We start from the raw sequence: 18,990 nt of genomic DNA on the forward strand, positions 1-18,990 counted from the left end.
CGGCCAGCCATGCACAATCAGGGAGAAAAGTGTGAACGAGACCTCGAGCCAGTTTGCCCAGGCGTTTCGCGGGTACGACAAAGACCAGGTCGATGCCGAGATGCAGCGTCTCCGCGACCAGATCGAGCAGGCGCGCCGCTCTGCGACTGCGAGCCGCCAGGAGGCCGACGCGCAGATCGAACACCTGACAGAAGACATGGAGGCGGCAGAGTCGCGCATCATGTCGCTGCAGGCAGACGCCGCAGAAGCCGGGTCGCGTGCGCAGGCAGCTGAGGCTCGCGCCGAGACGCTCGGCCAGGAGGTCATGGACGGCGATGACGAGAACCCCGCGCGCTTCAGCGAGATCCTCAAGGTCGCCGAAGAGCAGGCGTCGTCGCTGATCGACAACGCCGCGAAGCAGTCTGAGCGCATGATCGAAGACGCCAAGGCGCAGATCGCCAAGCAGCGCAAGCAGGCCGACGAAGACGCTGAGGCGATCATCGGCGAGGCCAAGCACCAGGAGCAGCAGACGCGCCTGCGCATGGACACCGAGAAGTCGGGCCACGAGGCCGAGCAGGCCGAGCGCATGACCGTGCTCGAGCAGCGCACGCAGCAGGCCGAGAGCGAGGCGCAGGTCATCGTCGCCGAGGCAGAGCGCGCCACGTCGGCCATGCGCGCACAGGCGACGCGAGAGACGGATGCGCTGCGCACCGAAGCAGAGCGCATCATGCGCGAGGCGAAAGCGCGTGAGCTTGAGCTCGATGCCGCCGTCAAGCGCCGTGAAGACGAGGCGCAGCAGGAGTACCTGCGCCTGCATAACCAGGCGATCGCGCACGCCGAGCGCATCACGGCCGACGCCAACGAGAAGGTGCAGAGCGCGCTGCAGCACGCCAATCACATCGCCGATCAGTCGCAGTCGTTCGAAGACCTCGCTCGTGCTCAGGCGAAGCACACCGAGGCGAGTGCTATCGCGAAGTCGAACGGCATCCTCTCTGAGGCTCAGACTCGCGCGCAGTCGATCATCGACAACGTGCTCGGCCACTCGAAGGAGATGCTGCGCGACGCAGAAGACCGCCAGCGCACGCTTCGCTACCAGCAGCAGCAGATCACCGGCTTCGTCGCCGAGATGAACTCGCTCATGAAGATCGCAGAAGCCGCGCGCATCCCGGTCGAAGACGAAGAGGCCGCTGACGAGACCGACGTCGACGAGGCCCCCGTGTTCGGCGACGACGTGCCCGAGACCGAGATCGAAGACGACCGCGAGCAGGTCGACCCCGTCGAGGTGTCGTTCGGCGAGGCGGATGTGCTGGTCGTCGACGAAGAGGCAACCGACGCCGAGATCGTCGAAGAAGAAGAAGAGAAGTAGCGCCTCGCACGCCGAGTGAGTCGGCTGTGCGCTCGGTCGGGCGTGCTTTCAGGGTGGGCTGATTGACTCGGCGCATGTCTGCCACTGCCCGAAAGAGCCGTGTCCTCTCGATCTTGATGATCGTGCTCGGGCCGCTGGTCATGCTGCTGTCGCCGGTGCCAGGAGGCATTGGCTTCGCGTCAATGGCACTGACTTCATTCGCGATCGACCTCGACGGTGCCTCGGTCGACGACCAGCCGCCGTGGCTCACTGAGCCCCAGACATCCGTCACGCTGTTCGCCGACGCTTCAGAGCTGCCGCCAGCTGAGGCATGTGTCGTGACCTCGCCGTCGGGTGCCTCGGTGCCGGTCTCGGGCAAGGGTCTCCCCGGCATCTCGCACACTGACAGCGGCGTCTCGTATGAGGCGTTCGCCCAGTTCGAGGCGACAGAACAGGGCGAGCACGCTGTCGACTGCGCGGATGCGAACACCGAGGTGTACGCGCAGAGCGGGCTGGCGGAGGCAAGCCAGACGATGAACACCCTGTTCGTCGTCTCTGCTGTCATCTTCGCCTTGGGGCTGGCGCTGCTGGTTCTGGGCATCGTGCTGCTGGTGCGCGTGAACCGACACAACCGCGCTGTCATCCCGCAGGCGGACAATGCGCGCACATGAGCCTGGCAGGCCTGCAGGCCTGGTTGACTGCCAGACATGGCACAACAGCAAACGGTTCGCCGCAACAACTCACTTCTCGTGGCCGGCGTCGTCTTGCTGGCTCTCGGAGTGTTCGGCGGACTCGTCGGAGGCGGCGCCGCCGCAATTGCCACATTGCTTGCTGCACCGGCGTACAGCTCAGGTGAACTGCCGGCCGAGATAGAAGTCGACGGCGGCGTCGTGGTCGAGATCTGGGTGCCCGCTGACACTCGTGGCTTCGACCCGCTGCGCTGTGCGTACGACGAGACGGTAGGCACGACGCTCGACGTGCAGCCCGCATCCGACCCTGCCCAGATGACATATTTCGACAAGCGGTGGGCGCTCGCGTCTGAAATCGTTCCGGCTGAGCACACCACGATGTATGTCGAGTGCTCAGCGCTGGGCGCTGACGTGCTGCTGATTGATCGCGGCGCCGCCGACGGTGCGAGCGACGCGCGCCTGGTCGTTAAGCTCGTCGTTCCGGCGCTGCTGGTGGCCGGGGCAGTGCTCATGATCATGCACTTCAACCGGCGGCGGTCGTCGACAGCAGGCGACGCCAGGTCACCAGAAGCCGGGATGTGACGAGAAGCCGCGAAATCTGCGGTGTTTGGTGCGCGGATGCGCGAATCACGGTTTCTCGTGCACGCGTGAAGGGCGAGGCGACGCGCCGCAGTGTTGTGCAGCAGACAGCAAAGCCGGTAGAGTATCCCCTTGGTGCGCTTTTGCCAGTGCGCCAGCAAGGAACCCTCCACCGGAAGATTCCCCGGGCATCGCCCAGAGAATGTTCATCGGAGCGGGATTCACGACCATTTCCTATCGACTAGTGAGGCAACTATGACTCGCACGTACTCGCCCAAGGCGAGCGACGTCCAGCATGACTGGGTTGTTATTGACGCAACCGACGTCGTGCTCGGCCGCCTGGCCAGCCACGCAGCAACGCTCCTGCGCGGCAAGCACAAAGCAACGTTCTCGAACCACATGGACATGGGTGACTTCGTCATCGTCGTCAACGCCGACAAGGTCGCGCTGACTGGCCAGAAGCTCGCCAAGAAGGTTGCATACCGCCACTCGGGTTACCCGGGCGGCCTCAAGGCAACCGGCTACGCCGAGCTGCTCGAGAAGCACCCGACGCGCGCCGTCGAGATTGCCATCCGCGGCATGCTCCCCAAGAACAAGCTGGGCAGCGCTCAGATCAAGAAGCTCAAGGTCTATGCAGGCGCTGAGCACCCGCACGCTGCACAGCAGCCGACTGCGTACACCTTCGACCAGGTTGCTCAGTAGGGCCAGGAAGGATAATCATGGCTGAAATTCAGGATTCCATCGACCCTCAGACCTTCACGACCGAGTCGCCCGAGCAGGAGGCCCCCAAGGCTCCTCGCGTGGTGAACATCGGCGGCAAGGGCCTCGGACGCCGCAAGCAGGCAATCGCACGCGTGCGCCTCGTTCCCGGCACCGGCAAGTACTCGGTCAACGGCCGCACCCTTGAGGAGTACTTCCCCAACAAGCTGCACCAGCAGCTGATCAACGACCCGTTCACGCTCCTCGAGCTGGCCGGAAGCTACGACGTCATCACGCGCATCTCGGGCGGCGGACCCTCGGGACAGGCCGGCGCACTGCGTCTCGGCATCGCCCGTGCGCTCAACGAGATCGACGTCGACAACAACCGTGCACCCCTCAAGAAGGCCGGCTTCCTGTCGCGTGACGCTCGCGTCATCGAGCGCAAGAAGGCTGGTCTCAAGAAGGCCCGCAAGGCGCCTCAGTACTCGAAGCGCTAATCAGCGATGTCGCGGCTGTTCGGAACGGACGGCGTACGCGGCCTTGCAGGAAGCGATATCACAGCAGAACTCGCGATGTCGCTCGCACAGGGCGCCGCGGTCGTGCTCGGGCGTGAAGCCCGGCAGGCCGATCGGCGCCCTGTCGCTGTAATTGCAAGGGACCCGCGCGTCTCCGGTGACTTCATCAGCGCATCCGTCGCTGCTGGCCTTGCTGCCAGCGGTGTCGATGTGCAAGACGCGGGCGTCATTCCGACACCTGCCGCGGCGTTCCTCGTGGCCGACCTCGGCGCAGACTTCGGCGTCATGGTGTCGGCTTCGCACAACCCCGCTCCCGACAACGGCATCAAGTTCTTCGCGCGCGGCGGCGTCAAGCTCGCCGACGAGATCGAGAACGAGATCGAAGTAGCCATGGGTGAGAAGCCCATTCGCGCGGTCGCCGGTGACGTGGGGCGGATCGACCGCTTTGCTGATGCTGAAGACCGATACGTCGTGCACCTGCTCTCGACGCTCGACGTCAGCCTTGGTGGGCTGCACGTTGTTCTCGACTGCGCCCACGGAGCTGCCAGCGGCATCAGCCCAGATGCATTCGCGGATGCGGGGGCCCGGGTCACAGTGATCGGCAACGATCCCGACGGGGTCAACATCAACCGCGATGTCGGCTCAACGCATCTGCAGCTGTTGCAACAGACGGTGAAAGACGTTGGTGCCGACCTCGGCATCGCCCATGACGGCGACGCTGACCGGTGCCTGGCAGTAGACGCCGACGGCAACATCGTCGACGGTGATCAGATCATGGCGATCCTCGCGGTCTCTTCCAAGCGACGGGGACTACTGAAAGACAACACGCTTGTCGCCACGGTCATGTCAAACCTTGGCCTGCGCGTTGCAATGGAAGAACACGACATCGAGATGGTGCAGACGAAGGTGGGCGACCGCTACGTACTGCAGGCTCTTAACGCATCTGGCCTCTCGCTCGGTGGCGAACAGTCGGGCCACATCATCTTCACCGATGCGGCGACAACAGGAGACGGTGTTCTGACCGGTCTCCAGATCGCAGCCGAGATGGCTCGCACCGGCAAGTCGCTTGCAGAACTGGCCAGCGTCATGACGGTGTACCCGCAGGTGCTCGTCAACGTCACCGGCGTCGACCGACTCGGGCTTGCCGGCGACACCGAGATCGACCGTCACGCAGCGAAGATTGAGGCAGAGCTCGGCGACACCGGGCGTGTGCTGCTCAGGCCTTCGGGCACCGAGAACGTCATTCGCGTCATGGTCGAAGCTGCCGATGAGCTGCACGCCAAGGCGGCAGCCGACGAGCTCGCAGAGCTGATCAAGGTTCGCCTGGGCGAGTGATTCGCATCGTGTCTGCACCCGTGTCAGGATTGCTGCCATGAACCGTCACGCTGCCGTCAAGCGCGGCCGCGTCAGCAAGGTCCTCTGGGTTCTGCTGGGCGTGGCGGTTGTGCTTGCGATTGCGATCGCGGCACTGCTGGTCCGGTTGAACTCGTCCTTCGAGAATGTGCAGACCATGGAGTCTGCGTTCCCCGATGACGCAGATCGACCGGTCGCGGCCGAATCTGAGTCCGGCAGCCCGATCAACATTCTGCTTCTCGGCACTGACTCGCGCGAGACCGGGCAAGACTTGCTCGACAATCTCGGTGACCGCGCCGACGCCATCCTGGTGGCGCACATCCCGCCCGACCGCGAGAGTGTGCAGATCATGTCGATCATGCGCGACTCGTGGGTCGACATCCCCGGTCACGGTGAGAACAAAGTCAATGCCGCCCTCGCCCTCGGCGGCGTCTCGCTCATGGTGCAGACGATTGAGGGCATGATTGATCAGCGCATCGACCACGTCGGAGTCATCGACTTCGAGGGCTTCAAGGGGCTCACAGAAGAGCTCGGCGGCGTCACGCTCAACAACGATCAGGCGTTCACGACCAATGCCGGCGAATCCTTTGAGCAGGGAGAGATTACGATCGACGATGGTGATGCGGCGTTGGCGTACGTGCGCGAGCGTATGGCGTTCGAAGACGGCGACTATCAGCGCGTACACAACCAGCAGGCGTTTATGCGCGGGGCGCTCAACGGCATCTTGTCGCCGAGTGTGCTTTCGAATCCGCTCAAAATATCAAGCATTGTCGACAGCCTAGGGCCGCACATGGCTACAACAGACACGCTGTCCACGACACAGATGGCGAGCCTCGGTGCGTCGCTCGTCTCGGCAAGTGGCGGTAAGCCGCAGATGCAGACATTCACGCTTCCCACGGCCGGCACGGGCATGATCGGCGATCAGTCGGTCGTGCATGTCGACTGGGATCAGCTCGAGATCATCAGCGAGGCGTTTGCAGAAGACAGCATGTCGAACTTCACACCACCTCCTCCGCGGTAATTGTGGTGCAGCTGAAGCGGGCAGCGGTGAACGCGCCTACGATCGCGCTCTCGGGTGTGCGGTCACTCGCGCACGATCCGGTCATGTTCGGAATGCAGGTGACACGCAGGTTTGCTGGTCTTCGCAGCGTGCTCGATGACTTAACCGGCCGGGGGGAGAGTCGTGCCGCAACTCTGCTGCACCTGTGGTCGGCAGGGGAGCAGGATGCGCTTACCGAGCAGTTGCAACGCGATGCGGCCAGTGTCGAGGGCCTAGGAGTGGTTGGTGCCGAAATCGCGACTGCGGCGGGTCACCCCGATCTTGTCGTCGACGATGTGCGCCTGAGGCCAATTGCGCGTGCCAGAGCAGCCTGGATGCTCGGTGATGTCGAAACAGCGTTTGCGATGGTGCCGTACCGGTCTCGGTACGCGAAGACGCTCGTGGCAGAGCGAGCGATGATGACGCCCGGCATGCGTCTGTCAGTCGGTATCGGCGACGCGAGTGCTTGCGGTGACACTGTGCTGCACGTGCTCACGAACTCGCTGCCGCATACCCAGTCGGGGTACACCATCCGCTCGCATAATGTTCTGCTTGCGCAGCGTCAGGCCGGGCTGGGCGTAGAAGCTGTGACACGTCCCGGGTACCCGCTGGTGACGGGGAGTATTGACGCGCAGGCTGCAGACGTGGTCGAAGGCATCTCATACGCTCGGGTTCTGCCCGCCATCTTGGCGTCACAGCCAGACCGTCGGCTGCAGCAGCATGCACGTGCGATCGTGCGAATCGGTGCGGGTGCTCGCTTGCTGCATACGACGACGAACTATGCCAATGCGATTGCGGTGCAGGCAGCCGCTGGGGTGCTCGGGATTCCGTGGGCCTATGAAGTGCGGGGCATGCAAGAGCAGACGTGGATCGCGACGCTGCACAGTGCTGAAGCGCGCGAGCGGGCAGTGCGCAGCGAGCGCTATCGTCTGATTCGTGCTCGTGAGGCGCAGCTGGCGAGCGCGTCCGACGTGGTGTTCACGCTGTCTGAAGGCATGCGGCAAGACCTAATTAGTCGAGGGGTCGACGGCGAGTCAGTGCACGTCATGCCTAACGGGATTCCTGCGGCAAGGCTCGAGCAGCCGTGTGTTCTTCCGTCGGATGCGCGTGCCGATTTAGGACTGCCGCGCGACGGATTCTGGGTCGGGGCGGTGTCTTCGCTGGTCGGATACGAAGGTTTCGACACGCTCATTGATGCAGTGAAGCGGATTCGCGCATCCGGCACAGATGTGCGGTTGCTGCTGGTGGGAGACGGTGTCGAGCGGCCCGCACTCGTGCAGCAGGCGGCAGATCTCGGTGAGGCAGCGGTTCTGCCAGGTCGTGTTGATGCCGCGCAGGCTCAGCGGTATCTCTCGGCGCTCGATGTCGTTGTTGTTCCGCGGCGTGATCTCGAAGTGACGCGCAGCGTTGCGCCGCTGAAGCCGATCGAAGCGCTTGCGGCAGGCAAGCCACTGTTGGTCAGCGACCTGCCGCCGTTGACGGAGACGATAGGTGATGAGCTCGTGACAGCTGGGTGCGCGGTCGCGCCTTCAGATGCGGGTGCTCTGGCGGATGCGCTGACGAGGCTGTCGGGTGACGAGTCGCTGCGCGCCAGGCTTGGCGAGCTTGGCCGCGCGCGGGCGGCCAAGCGTACGTGGGAGCACGCAGGTGAGCGGTACGCCGAGCACTACGCACGGCTCACGGGCGGTTGAGACCGGGCACTCGGCTTTGAGCGCTTGTAGAGCTCTGGGCGTGTGCGTGCGCCCCGTGGAGTCTTTGCTCAGCGGGGTGGCAGGCTTGAGTCAGGCATCATCTGCGGATTGCTCGAGTAACCTTCCAGCGGTTCTGCTGGTGGTCGCGAGCGATGTGCAAGTTGCCTAGATGCGCCTCGTGATGGTGGTAGTTGCAGAGGTTGACCCCGTTGTCGAGGTCGGTATTGCCGCCGGCTGACCACCAGGTGACGTGATGACTTTCACACCAGACTGCGGGGATTGTGCATCCGCCCAACGCGCACTCTGGGTACATCTCGTTCAGTGCTCTGCGCTGGCTTCTCGAGAACAGTCGCTGAGAGCGACCGAGCTGGAGTACAGCACCGTGCTTGTCGACCGCAGCTACTTGGATTGCGCCTTCGCAGACCAGATGTGCTGCTTCAGCGACCGGTATGAGCTCTTGGGTGTGGCCGACAGTGGCGAGTGACGGTGCTCCTTCGGCGTAACGTCGCATCTCTTCGATTGGCACTGTGACGGTCAGAGTAGGGGCTTCGCCGCCCTGCGTGCAGCTCTCGCCTGACTTGGCTGCGACACCAAAGGCTGTTGCGAACGCATCGGCCATTTTCTGAGGGCGGGTGCGTTCGTCGATTTCGGCGGGCGAGCCGTAGCGTGATTTTGGCGAAGCGTTCGCATCCAGGAACTGTTTAATGGCGGCGCCGACCGTGGCTGGAAGCACGGCGTTGACGCTGACACTGCCGTCGCGACGTCGCCAGACTGTGGCCTTGCGGTTTTCCCACTGCTCATCGGCATTGAGTTCAGTCTCTTCTGGGTTCTTGCGTATGCGCCAAGCAGTGAGAGCTCTGGCGAGAGCGTCGACCTTCGACGGGGTTGTGCCGTCTTTCGTCTTTGCCATTCTGACGGCGCTGGCGTCGGCTTGAAGGATGAATTCGCGCGAGCAGGTCGATTGCCACTCGTCGAGGAGGCGTACGATCACGGTCGCTTGTTGGGCAGAGACAGTGCCTTGCTCGACCGCGGCTGTAAGTGCTGGATACTCTCGGGTCTGCAAGAGACGGCCGAGTCGAACGTACCCGTCAGCCAGCGTCTTGCCGACCCCTAGCTCGTGCTGCACTAGCTCGGTCGTGGAGTGGTAGTCGAGCTCGCGCGCCGCGTTGTCGCGCCGTGAGGTAGGCGCTTTGTCGACTGCGTGAGCGAACTTGCTGACGGCAGCTTGGTGCTGCAATGCGACCGAACTGAACACGTGCATTATCTCGCGTCGCTCTTCTATGGAGGCCCACTCGAAATCGTCGAAGGCACGCTCGATGAGCTGATTGATGTCAGACGCAGCATTGAGTATCGCTGTTGCGATGGTGCTGGTCTGGGTTGACATCGTTATCACTCCTTCTCGAAAGAGTGTACCAGATGAACGGGCATGTAACTAGAACAAAGATACGAGTCTTTGATTAGGGGCAGCGCTGATCGGTCACCGTCTTAAGGTTGAACCCAAGCGCGACCAGCCGTCGTCAAGTGGAGCACTGGCACGCGCGGGGGAATCGTAGAGACGTCTGTCGAGGGTGAATACGTGCGGGTGCGTAGCTCAGCGAAGGGCCGCATCGACACCGGCGACCACGCGGCTGAACCGGCGCTCGCTGGTTGCTGCTTCGAACATCCGGGTGAATTGTTCTTTGCTGGGGCCGACGTGGCCTATGCCGAAGCTTCCGCGGACGAAGTGGACGCGATTCGAAGGGTGCAGGCTGTCGCGGAAGGGGCGCTCGTGGTTCTCGATGTGAAAGTCGTCGGAAGAGTTCTGCAGATAGATGACGTCGGCTGCAACGGGCGAGCTGTAGCGAGTGACGACTTCGTGCTCGAGTGGCAGTTCCGATGCGGCAGAGGGATTCGAACCCCATGCGATCTTGAAGTACGCCTCGACGGCATCCTGGTGGTAGCGCAGTATGTCGGTCTGCGGGTTCGAGACGATCGCCAATGACCCAGGGAGGCAAGGTGCGTGTTCGAGGGCCGCGAATCCGCCGCCGGATGCGCCGAACAGCACCACTCGCGACCGCGCGGCAAAGCGACGGATCACCCTGGTCAGTTTCGCTTGTAGGCGGGGGAGTGCCGTGCAGCCCGCGTACCAGCCGAGGCGCAGCTTGGGGTCGATCGCGAGCGATGGGTCAGACAGCATGAGCACGTTGCAGGTGAGGTGGCGGGTGGTTCCCCAGCCGACAAAGGCCGGCAGCTCTGTGATGTTCGGGGTGAGCGCGCCAGAGAACGTGACGAGTGTGGTGTGGTGGCCGCGGGACTCCCATGAGCAGGGGATGGAGAGGCCGCCGTAGTCGATGTCGTATCGACCGCTAGCTGGGGTGCGGGTGGTGTCGAGGAACTCGGTGAGAGCTATGCCCATGATTGCATTCGTGAACGGGGACGTGGGAGTTCAGTCTATGCCCGCTGTGCGCGGTGTTCTGCGATGGCGCGTTCGATCTCGGCGATAAACCATTCGTACATCTGAGGGGCGTAATGGAATGGAGCGAGTCCCCACTGATGTGCTTTGTCGGCGACTGCGAGTGTGGCCGGTGGGCGCAGCACGGTCAAGCCGAGTTGTTCGAGGGCGGTGTAGTAGCGGTCGAATCGCTGGTTCCATGACTCGACGGATGCGCCCATGTAGTCGAGAGGATCCCCGTCGAGATCGTGATCGGCGAGGGGAGGCGCCAGCACGATGCCGGGCACGTCGTACGAAGCAACGGCAGCGGCAACCTGTTGTGCAGCAGCGAACCACAGGTCGAAATGCTCGTCAGTTGCGAATTCGATGTGGCGCAGCGGCGGAGTCTGGTGCTGGAGGATTCCGCTCTTCTCGAGCTCCCACGTCTTGGTGAGGTAGGCGTTGCCGGCAGCGTAGACGCCGAGCCGTTCATCCATGATGTCGATCAGAATGGCCGCGGAATCCTCCGAGACCTTCTGCAGATCTTCGAGTGCTGTGCCAGCGATGTCGGCCTGCACCATGCGCGTCTGGAACGCTGATTCGAGGTCGATGGAACCTTCGACGGATGCGCGCCCGCTGACCGCGCTGATCATGCTCTGTCGGGCGGTGTAGTTCGCGATCTTCCAGGCACCACTCTTCAGAGCTGCGGTGTCGCGGGCGACGCAGCTGCCGTAGATGGATGTGGTGGTCAAATCGATACTTCTCGCTCGGAATGCGTGCGTTTCATGGCAGATGGTCTCAGATTCTACCTTCAACAGTGCTTTCGGAGCTCCACAAGGAGTGCTTTGCGTCAAGTGAGATGCGCCAACTTGGCGGAACTTGGCTAGTCTGTCTAGACAGTTGTCTCACATAAGAATGCCGCTCAATGATGAGACTGAGGCGCTGCCCACGAACATCCATTAGCTTCTCGGGAGGGAACCCTATGGACCCATTGGACTATCGGCTCGGTTTTGTCTGCGCTCGTCGAAGCCAAGCCCTTGAGAATCAGCAGCGATTCTCTAACTGGAATCGAATTCTGACTGATCATCACAAGTTTTTCGTCCATCCTCAGGCTAATGTGCGCACGCTCACTGATGTCGCGGGGAGGACAGTCGTCGTGATCGGCGATATCTTCGTTGCACACGGAACGAGGCAGCTTGATGAGCTCTTGTTGCTCCTAGCCTCCGGTGACCGCGTAGTCACTGACGACATTTCGGGACGATTTGCAGTCTTTGTCCTAGACGGGTTGTCGGCTACAGTCCTGAATGATCCACTTGGATCCCAGTCAGTTTTCTATACGTTGGGATCTGATTCCATCGTTTCGTCGCATGCAAGTCTGTTGGCTGCCGTGGTCGGGCGGCGCAGGGCATCATCTCTTGTGAACTACATGCAGTCGGAAGGGTATCGGGCTCGCAACACGCGGTTCATGCCAGGGGACCTGACGCTATACGACGGCATTGTGCACCTAGTCCCCAATAATGAGCTGCGCATGGACACCGGAATGACATCGCGGTATTGGCCGCGACAGGCTGTTGAGCCGGAGACTTTCGAGGGTCTCCTCGAGGTGTGGACGGACTACTTCAGGAACTACTCAAGGCTTCTGCAAGCGACATATGAACCGGTTGTTGGGCTGACGGGCGGGCTCGATTCTAGAACAGTGATTGCGACGCTTCGCTCTTTCGGAGTGCAGCCCCGATACGTCACTTGGGATATGGGTAGTGACGAAGCTGCTCGAATCCCAGGTCTAGTGAGTCATTTGGACGCAAGGCATGACTGGATTGAACTGTCCGCGAGCAAAGTGGGACAGGAGTACGAGCCCATGCGAGATATCGCGAGGGAGGCCACGCACTACACGCGGGGGCGGCCGGTGCTGCCTTCACTCATGGCCGAACTTGCCGGAACGCGTGACGTTTTCGTCAAGGGGCTCGGGGGTGAGGTCATGAGAGGCCCTTGGAATTCTGGACAGTTGAGTTGGTTACCTGAGGGGCCCGAGAAAATGATGTATCGCCTCTACGCCGGCAAAGCAGTTCCGGCGCACGACGAGGCATACCAATCTACAACAATGGAAGCGATTAGGGGCTTCATTTCGCGTGCAAACTACTCTGAAAATCTCCACGGATGTGACGTGGGCGATCTCGTGTACTGGGAGCAGCGTATGGGGAACTGGACGTCGGTGCAACATGCCGAGATGGCGGTGGCTATGCAGTCTCACTCCGCGATGAATAGTCGTCGAATGTTTCAAGCTGCGTGGGGGCTCCCCGAAGCCGAACGGTTCTCGCCAGACCTGTTGCCGCGAATTATGAGACTGTTTGACCCTGAACTTGAGCGACTCTGATTCCGCTAGCACCGCTGATAGATTTGCCCTATGTTCTCGCACCTGGAGCCGTTGCTCATCACTTCCGATGCGCTTGTAAACGAAGACGTATTCACCGGATATGCATTTAGCGGCGCTCACCTCATTATTGGCGAGATCGGCTACCAACAATGGTTGTCAACGGGGCGGCAGGAGCTGGAAGAGCATCTCGACGGGTGTTACATGGTTGTTAGCCCGCGCGACGGTCAGGTGAAAATAGGAGCTGACTACAAGGGGTACTGCAAGCTCTACGTTTACCAGCGTGACGGACACTGGGCAGTGTCGAACTCATTCTCTAAACTGGTTGAGAGCGTTCGAGCCCGAGGGTGGGTCATCACTCCAAACAGGGCAGTGATATCGACGTGGTCATTCCCAGGCGCATTCTGGCAGCAGTTCTCGACGTTCGAGACAGCAGCTCATGAAATTTCGGTGCTTCCTCGACAGCACTCGCTCGAGGTCGATGATCAAGGCACTTTGAATGTTGTAAAGTCCGAACGAACCCCGCCGACGCCAGATCGACAGGGCTACTTGCAAGCACTCGGTGAGTTTGTTCAGACGTGGATAGGCCGTATCGGCACGACTATCCGTAGACCAGACACACAGCTCCTAATGGAGTTGACCGGAGGCGTGGACTCTCGTGTCCCTCTGGCTCTTGCGCTGGCACTCCGCCAATTCTTCCCTACGAACTTCGGCAAGCAGCTCATGCTTAGCTCGGGGCTGACTTACCCCGACGACCTGCGTGTCGCCACGCAGATCGCTAAGACGTATCGCATACCTATCAACCGGCGACAACAACAGTTGACTTACGGAACCAACTTTCGTGATCCATTCGAGCAGTGGCGTGCGTTCTCCCTCGGAAGTTATGGGCCGATCTATTGGCCAGCTGCAAATGTCGCCGAAGGTCGGTTCACTGTTGGCGGTCATGGAGGTGAAGGTCACCGGTCATATTGGACTTATGAGTCCCCTCAGGCAGTTCTCGAGGCCCATAGAGACTCTTTCCCGGACGCTGAGGTCTATCGCAGTGCAGCTAATGCGTTTGAAGAGACACGCATGGTTTTGGAAGATGAGTACCCAGGTGTTTCGCCGACTGTGGCCCACTACAGGGAGTTTCGTGACAGGCTTCACAGCGGGCTCCATGCACAACAACAGATTCGCTTGCAACCGCTTGCCAGCAAGCTTATGTATGCCGCTTCGGATCTCCTCTCGACTGACGCGTTGAATCGTGGCCAGATGCTGTATGACGTCGTCGGGCTAGCCGCTCCTTCCTTGCTCTCGATGCCATACGACACCCCCAGCAAAGTGCCCAGTCACGTAATACTGGGTGACTTGGCGGAGCCGGTGGCGATGAACCCTATGCGTGGAGAGATCTTCGGGCTGGGGGACTTGGTTAATGCGGAAACCCCCCTCAGATCGCGAGAAGCCCTGGGATCAGGCAGAGGAAGCGTTCGAGGCTGCAGCAGGGCGAATCCCGGCCGGACTGGTGGCAGAGACTACAGTCGCTAGTGCGCGTCTTGCCTTCAAGGAGATCAGTGAAAATGGGCGGCTAAAGCACCCCAGGTTCTCCCGGCCAATCCACGAGGTATTGCTGGCAGACCTGGTAAGTCAGTAGTACGTTCAAAATCAAGTAGCAGGCAATGTGAGTGATGTGGGGGCCGGACCTCCTGATATAGCTGCCTCGAGGACGCCACGCATGAATTCTGGGCTAGGGGGCTGATGCCCCTTTTTACCGTCGAACATTAGCGAGTGCACTTCATTCTCCGCGTGTACCGCGTCAATGAACGGCGAATAGTGGTTGGCCATATGGAATGTGTCGTTTAAGTTCTGTACATAGAACGCGCGATTTGGAACTGGCCTCTTGTACCGCCATACAAGATTGGTGATTGCGGGTACTGTCCCGATCTTGTTGGTGCCTCGTACCTTCCAGCCCAGTTGCGTGTATCGATCAACTGCTTGAGGTATGTATCTAGCGATGTTTGTCTGAGGGTTGACAGCGATGGCGGTTGCGCCGTCGAACCGTCCTGCGTAGTAGAGCGACGCAAACCCTCCTCCCGAAGCTCCAAACGTTACAACTCGCTGGTCCGGCGGAATGAGCGCGCCAAGTATGAACCGAAGGGTTGTCTGTAACTTGGGCTGTCGATGGTTTCCTGCGTACCACCCGAGCATGAGATTATCGTCAATCAGCATCGTTGGATCCGAGACATGGATGCGGTTCGTCGGGAGGTCCTCTGACATTAGCTGGCCCGCGAATATTGGAAACTTGGCAGTACCGCTGGACAGTGCGGCGTGAAAAAAGATAGTGGTTGTGTCGTGTCCTCGACCGTCGAATTTGATGTCAATCGGTATGCCACCATGCTGGATGGTGAGAACACCGTTCTTGTACGAGTCCGCGGCCAAAAAGTCCGGGAGAGACTTAAACAGTGTTTGTGTAGCTGGGCTCACGAACCGCTGGGACGCGCGAACAGTCATTGTTTCGGAACTTCCTATTGTCTTGCTTCTCGTAGGCGAAGTGGGCCGATGCGGTGCCTTTGGACCGCGCGCGGGTAATTCAAGCTCGGCTTCGATCTTCTAGCTGCATACGATCGAGGGACGACATTACTTGGTTAGGCCTTAGCGACCTTCAAGCTCAATCGGGGCTGCAGGACCGAACCAACTAAGACACCCTCGTAGCAGTAGTTTTACCAGTGAGTTCAGCATAAGTTTCGGACACTGTCTTAGCTATGGAACTCCAGTCTCGATTCGCCACGACCCATTCTCGGGCTTGTTCGCCAAGCCGTTTCGTCAGTTCTTGGTCATTGAGCAAGAGTTCGAGCTGAGCCTGCAGGGAATGGCTGTCGCCTTTGTCGTGCAGCAGCCCATTAAGCCCGGGTGTGATGATCTCCGCCAGTGCGGCAACATTTGATGCCACGACAGCCTTGCCCATCGCCATAGCTTCAAATGGCTTCAGCGGAGACACCATCTCGCAGACTGGCAATGGGAGACGTGGGAATGGGGCGATGTCGACCAATGAATAGTAACGTTCTACATCCTCGTGAGGGACCCTGCCGGTAAAGGTAATGACGTCACCGAGGCCGTCGTTTTCAACTCGATCCTGGAAGAAATCGAGTTCAGCACCGTCACCGACAAAAAGAAGATGGAAGTCTGTTCTTTTCGAGGCCATGCGTGACGCCGCATCGATAAGAAGTTCGAGACCCTCGTAATCGAGAATGGAGCCAATGTAACCGATGACGGTCTTATCTTTCACGCCAAGCTCCGCAGCCAACTCCTCGTCACGATCAAGCGGGGCAAAGCGCGAAGTGTCAACTCCATTGGGCAATACCGTGATTTTGTGTTCGTCCACGCCGCGGGAGACCATCTCCTGCCGCAAAGCATTTGTGATCGTAAACACCCGTGTAGCGCCTCGCGCTGCATCGGCTTCCATCCGCGCGATATACCGGAACATGTTGCCTTGCGCCCAATCGGGGTTTCGGGAGCCTCTCGTCACCTCCCAAAGTCCTCGGACTTCATAAATGGAGGGAATCCCGAGTTGATTGGCAGCTGACACGGCAGTCAGGCCGTTCCAGTGATTGGACGCCGCATGCATGATTGCGGGGCGCTCACGTTTGGCTAGGTCGATTAACGCCGACGAATAGCGTTGCACATAGTCGTATAGGGGGTTTTTCTTCTCCAGCTCACGGCCGGCGAGCAGTCGCAAGTAGTCGACCCCATCGACGGTATCTATCGGTGGGACGTCATCAATATCGGCTTTGCCAGGCATATCGTACGGATAGCCAAGACGAGTAACGCCGTCGACATCCCAGCCGTCAAAGTTGAGAGCCTTAAGGAGGCCGTGTGTGCGGGTCGCATAGCCCGCAGAATTGTGGGGGAGGCTGTTATGGAGTAAGTAGAAGACAAGCTGGTCATTTGGCTCGTAGATCGGTGATTTCTTGGCTTTGGGGAATGGGAATCCACGCTTGCCCAATTGATAATTGGAGAATCCTGGTTCTTTGATCCCCTTGAGCGTTCGAGTAGCCCAGCCGTCCTGTGGAGAAACCCGGAGATATGCCTCCAAGTACTTCCGTGCTTGTTTGTCGTTGTCGCGTTGAAGCGCTCTCCGAATGGCACGTCGGAGAGAGTTCATGGGAATGGAGTTAGGCTCCATTGACGAGAGCAACGACACAGCAGCGCTAGTTTTCCCCCTGCCCAGCAGAGTAATGGCGAGAGCACGATTGGCTTCGGCGGGAGGTAGCTCTCCCGTGATTTCATTCTGTGTGGTCTCGTCTGCAGTACCCGACTCGAACGCTGCGTTTAGCGTCATAGTTACGCGAGAGACCTGGTCACGGCTGCTGGAGAGGATCGGGTAGGCCGCCTTGAGCTGGCGGGAGATCACAAAGTCCAAAGAGCCACGGTGCGCTTCGGGGTGGTCGTTGAGGTCTGCAACCAAGCGGTTCATTGCCCAATCAACACTGGCAGTAGAACGATCGAGAGTATTGGCAATCTCTACGTACAGTTCAACAGCGTCAGGGTTTGCTCCATTGTGGAAGAGCGTGGCCGCGAGAACCTCCTCTGCGCCCGCACCGTTCGATTGAGAGATGAGATACCGAGCGAATGCGACTGCGGCTCTGCCCGAGTCGGGCGCGATGTGGATCGCCTCACGGAAGATTGGGGTGGCCCGCGAGTGCTTCCCGGTCGTTGCTAGTTCCTGTGCCTGCTGCAACAGGGCATCAGATTCCGCTTGGCGCAGCGCAAGAGATTCGTCAGCCGTATTCTGCGGCGACAAGCGGTTCAGGAGCCTGCGGCCCATACGTGCAATCCGATTGCGCATCAGCGCCACACACCCTTGGTGTCGATAACGACCTTGTCGTCCAGCTGTTCCCGCTGGATCTCCTTGAATGGGGCGTGATCAACTAGCATCAGGACAATGTCAGCGGCCTCGATTGCATCGTCGAAATTCTCATGATGAATGTTCTCGATTGCAGTGAGGTCCTCAGGCAGTTGCTCAACATTGGGCTCAGCAACAAGAATCTTTGCGTCGGGAAGCTTCTCGGCCAATTCCTTCACGATGTTGAGTGATGGCGACTCGCGAAGATCGTCGATGTCAGGCTTGAAGGCGATGCCGAGAGCGGCGACCACCGGTGCTTTGAACCGTTCGGCCTTTTCCATAACTTTGTTGATGACGTACTTCGGCTTTGCGTCATTCGTTTCGCGCGCCCATCGGATCAACTTCGCCTCTTCAGGAGCCGCTGCAACGATAAACCAAGGGTCGACAGCGATGCAGTGGCCACCAACGCCAGGGCCTGGCTGCAAGATGTTCACTCGCGGGTGGTGATTGGCCAGGTCGATGAGTTCCCAAACATCGATTCCCAGCTTGTCGCAGATAATCGACAGTTCGTTGGCGAATGCGATATTTACGTCGCGGAACGAGTTCTCGGTCAGCTTGGCCATTTCGGCTGTACGTGCATCGGTCACCAGCAACTCGCCGTTCGAGAACGTCGCATACAGGTCCCGAGCCATCTGGCCACTACGCGGAGTCACGCCACCAATGACACGGTCATTCTCAGCCATTTCGACCATGATGCGGCCAGGAAGCACACGTTCGGGAGCATGAGCAAAGTACACGCTGTTCTGTCGACCGTCTTCCAGTGACAGATCAGGGCGCTGTTCGAGAATCATGTCGGCCAGCTTCTCGGTGGTGCCAGGAGGCGACGTGGACTCGAGGACAATCAGCTCGCCACCAGTGAGTTCAGCTGCAATATTCTTTGCGGCCGCTTCGATGTATTTGGTGTCAACGTTGTGATCATCGGTGAACGGAGTGGGCACGGCGACGATGTAGGCGTCTGCGTGCGGGGTCTCGGTCTGCGCCGACAGATTGCCCTTGTGCACGACACCGGCAAGGGTCGCCTCGAAATCGGGCTCGTAAAATGGCACCTCGCCACGGTTGATCTGGTCGACGTGGCTCTGCTTGACATCGACTCCGTAAACGCGGATGCCCTTTGAAGCAATGAAAGCAGCGGTCGGTAGACCGATATAGCCAAGGCCAATAACACTGACGGTGTCGAATGACGCCACTTCTCTTCGGGTGTGAGGGCTCACGCAACGGCTCCTTGATATAGGTAGTGCAGGGACACTGCGTACTTTATCGGTTTATCTCGCGACCATTCCTCGAATACTTAAGACTCGTGATGCATACGTAGTACATTGGCGCGAATTGTGGAACTCCTCGCATAGTAGGATCAGTGGCGATTGAGGAATAAGAACGAGCCTGGCCAGTGTCGGTCTTGCATAACGTTCACAGCCTTTTATTTTCTGCATTGACTCACGTG

The 18,990-nt window shown here is 59.9% G+C and carries 16 protein-coding genes; 10 read left to right on the forward strand and 6 right to left on the reverse strand.

Annotated features, from left to right (window positions below; translation table 11 throughout):
• Nucleotides 1-31: 31 nt before the first annotated feature.
• The 8 genes from CZ674_RS03730 (at nucleotide 32) to CZ674_RS03765 (ending at nucleotide 7,889) form a co-directional block, all read left to right on the forward strand.
• The gene (locus CZ674_RS03730; RefSeq protein WP_086991186.1) at nucleotides 32-1,345 is read left to right on the forward strand and encodes a hypothetical protein; all 1,314 of its coding nucleotides are present in this window, start codon (nucleotides 32-34) and stop codon (nucleotides 1,343-1,345) included.
• Between the two features lie 74 nt (nucleotides 1,346-1,419).
• The gene (locus CZ674_RS03735) at nucleotides 1,420-1,995 is read left to right on the forward strand and encodes a hypothetical protein (protein WP_143244620.1); all 576 of its coding nucleotides are present in this window, start codon (nucleotides 1,420-1,422) and stop codon (nucleotides 1,993-1,995) included.
• A gap of 36 nt (nucleotides 1,996-2,031) precedes the next feature.
• A complete protein-coding gene (locus tag CZ674_RS03740; RefSeq protein WP_086991188.1) occupies nucleotides 2,032-2,595 on the forward strand; it encodes a hypothetical protein in 564 nt (187 codons plus the stop codon).
• Between the two features lie 252 nt (nucleotides 2,596-2,847).
• On the forward strand, nucleotides 2,848-3,294 hold the full coding sequence (rplM, locus tag CZ674_RS03745) for a 50S ribosomal protein L13 (protein ID WP_086991189.1): 447 nt from the start codon (nucleotides 2,848-2,850) through the stop codon (nucleotides 3,292-3,294).
• Between the two features lie 17 nt (nucleotides 3,295-3,311).
• On the forward strand, nucleotides 3,312-3,788 hold the full coding sequence (gene rpsI, locus CZ674_RS03750) for a 30S ribosomal protein S9 (RefSeq protein ID WP_086991190.1): 477 nt from the start codon (nucleotides 3,312-3,314) through the stop codon (nucleotides 3,786-3,788).
• A gap of 6 nt (nucleotides 3,789-3,794) precedes the next feature.
• Nucleotides 3,795-5,141 (forward strand): phosphoglucosamine mutase, encoded by a 1,347-nt coding sequence (gene glmM / locus CZ674_RS03755; protein WP_086991191.1) that lies wholly within the window; start codon nucleotides 3,795-3,797, stop codon nucleotides 5,139-5,141.
• Between the two features lie 37 nt (nucleotides 5,142-5,178).
• The gene (locus tag CZ674_RS03760; protein ID WP_086991192.1) at nucleotides 5,179-6,180 is read left to right on the forward strand and encodes an LCP family protein; all 1,002 of its coding nucleotides are present in this window, start codon (nucleotides 5,179-5,181) and stop codon (nucleotides 6,178-6,180) included.
• 26 nt (nucleotides 6,181-6,206) lie between these two features.
• Complete coding sequence (locus CZ674_RS03765) at nucleotides 6,207-7,889, forward strand: glycosyltransferase family 4 protein (RefSeq protein WP_143244621.1); 1,683 nt, start codon at nucleotides 6,207-6,209, stop codon at nucleotides 7,887-7,889.
• A gap of 97 nt (nucleotides 7,890-7,986) precedes the next feature.
• Here the strand turns inward: CZ674_RS03765 and CZ674_RS03770 are convergent, their stop codons facing one another.
• From CZ674_RS03770 to CZ674_RS03780, 3 genes are all read right to left on the reverse strand, one after another.
• A complete protein-coding gene (locus CZ674_RS03770) occupies nucleotides 7,987-9,273 on the reverse strand; it encodes an HNH endonuclease signature motif containing protein (RefSeq protein ID WP_086991194.1) in 1,287 nt (428 codons plus the stop codon).
• A gap of 207 nt (nucleotides 9,274-9,480) precedes the next feature.
• Complete coding sequence (locus CZ674_RS03775; RefSeq protein WP_086991195.1) at nucleotides 9,481-10,284, reverse strand: hypothetical protein; 804 nt, start codon at nucleotides 10,282-10,284, stop codon at nucleotides 9,481-9,483.
• Nucleotides 10,285-10,319: 35 nt separating this feature from the next.
• Nucleotides 10,320-11,051 carry a DUF6270 domain-containing protein gene (locus CZ674_RS03780; RefSeq protein WP_086991196.1) on the reverse strand — a complete coding sequence of 244 codons (732 nt, stop codon included), beginning with the start codon at nucleotides 11,049-11,051 and terminating at the stop codon, nucleotides 10,320-10,322.
• Nucleotides 11,052-11,455: 404 nt separating this feature from the next.
• Here CZ674_RS03780 and CZ674_RS03785 point away from each other — a divergent pair, with 404 nt between their 5' ends.
• Nucleotides 11,456-12,673 carry an asparagine synthetase B family protein gene (locus tag CZ674_RS03785; protein WP_143244622.1) on the forward strand — a complete coding sequence of 406 codons (1,218 nt, stop codon included), beginning with the start codon at nucleotides 11,456-11,458 and terminating at the stop codon, nucleotides 12,671-12,673.
• Between the two features lie 30 nt (nucleotides 12,674-12,703).
• Entirely contained in the window at nucleotides 12,704-14,194 is a 1,491-nt protein-coding gene (locus CZ674_RS03790; protein ID WP_086991198.1) for a hypothetical protein, read from the forward strand.
• Between the two features lie 117 nt (nucleotides 14,195-14,311).
• Here CZ674_RS03790 and CZ674_RS03795 read toward each other — a convergent pair whose 3' ends face one another.
• From CZ674_RS03795 to wecC, 3 genes are all read right to left on the reverse strand, one after another.
• On the reverse strand, nucleotides 14,312-15,157 hold the full coding sequence (locus CZ674_RS03795) for a hypothetical protein (protein ID WP_086991199.1): 846 nt from the start codon (nucleotides 15,155-15,157) through the stop codon (nucleotides 14,312-14,314).
• 184 nt (nucleotides 15,158-15,341) lie between these two features.
• Nucleotides 15,342-17,492, reverse strand: coding sequence for a glycosyltransferase (locus CZ674_RS03800; protein ID WP_234988420.1), 2,151 nt, complete (start codon nucleotides 17,490-17,492; stop codon nucleotides 15,342-15,344).
• A complete protein-coding gene (gene wecC, locus CZ674_RS03805) occupies nucleotides 17,492-18,760 on the reverse strand; it encodes a UDP-N-acetyl-D-mannosamine dehydrogenase (RefSeq protein ID WP_327078610.1) in 1,269 nt (422 codons plus the stop codon). The genes CZ674_RS03800 and wecC overlap by 1 nt, the downstream gene beginning before the upstream one ends.
• Nucleotides 18,761-18,990: the final 230 nt, after the last annotated feature.

It is taken from the genome of Agrococcus casei LMG 22410, assembly GCF_900163565.1.
GTDB classification, from domain to species: domain Bacteria; phylum Actinomycetota; class Actinomycetes; order Actinomycetales; family Microbacteriaceae; genus Agrococcus; species Agrococcus casei.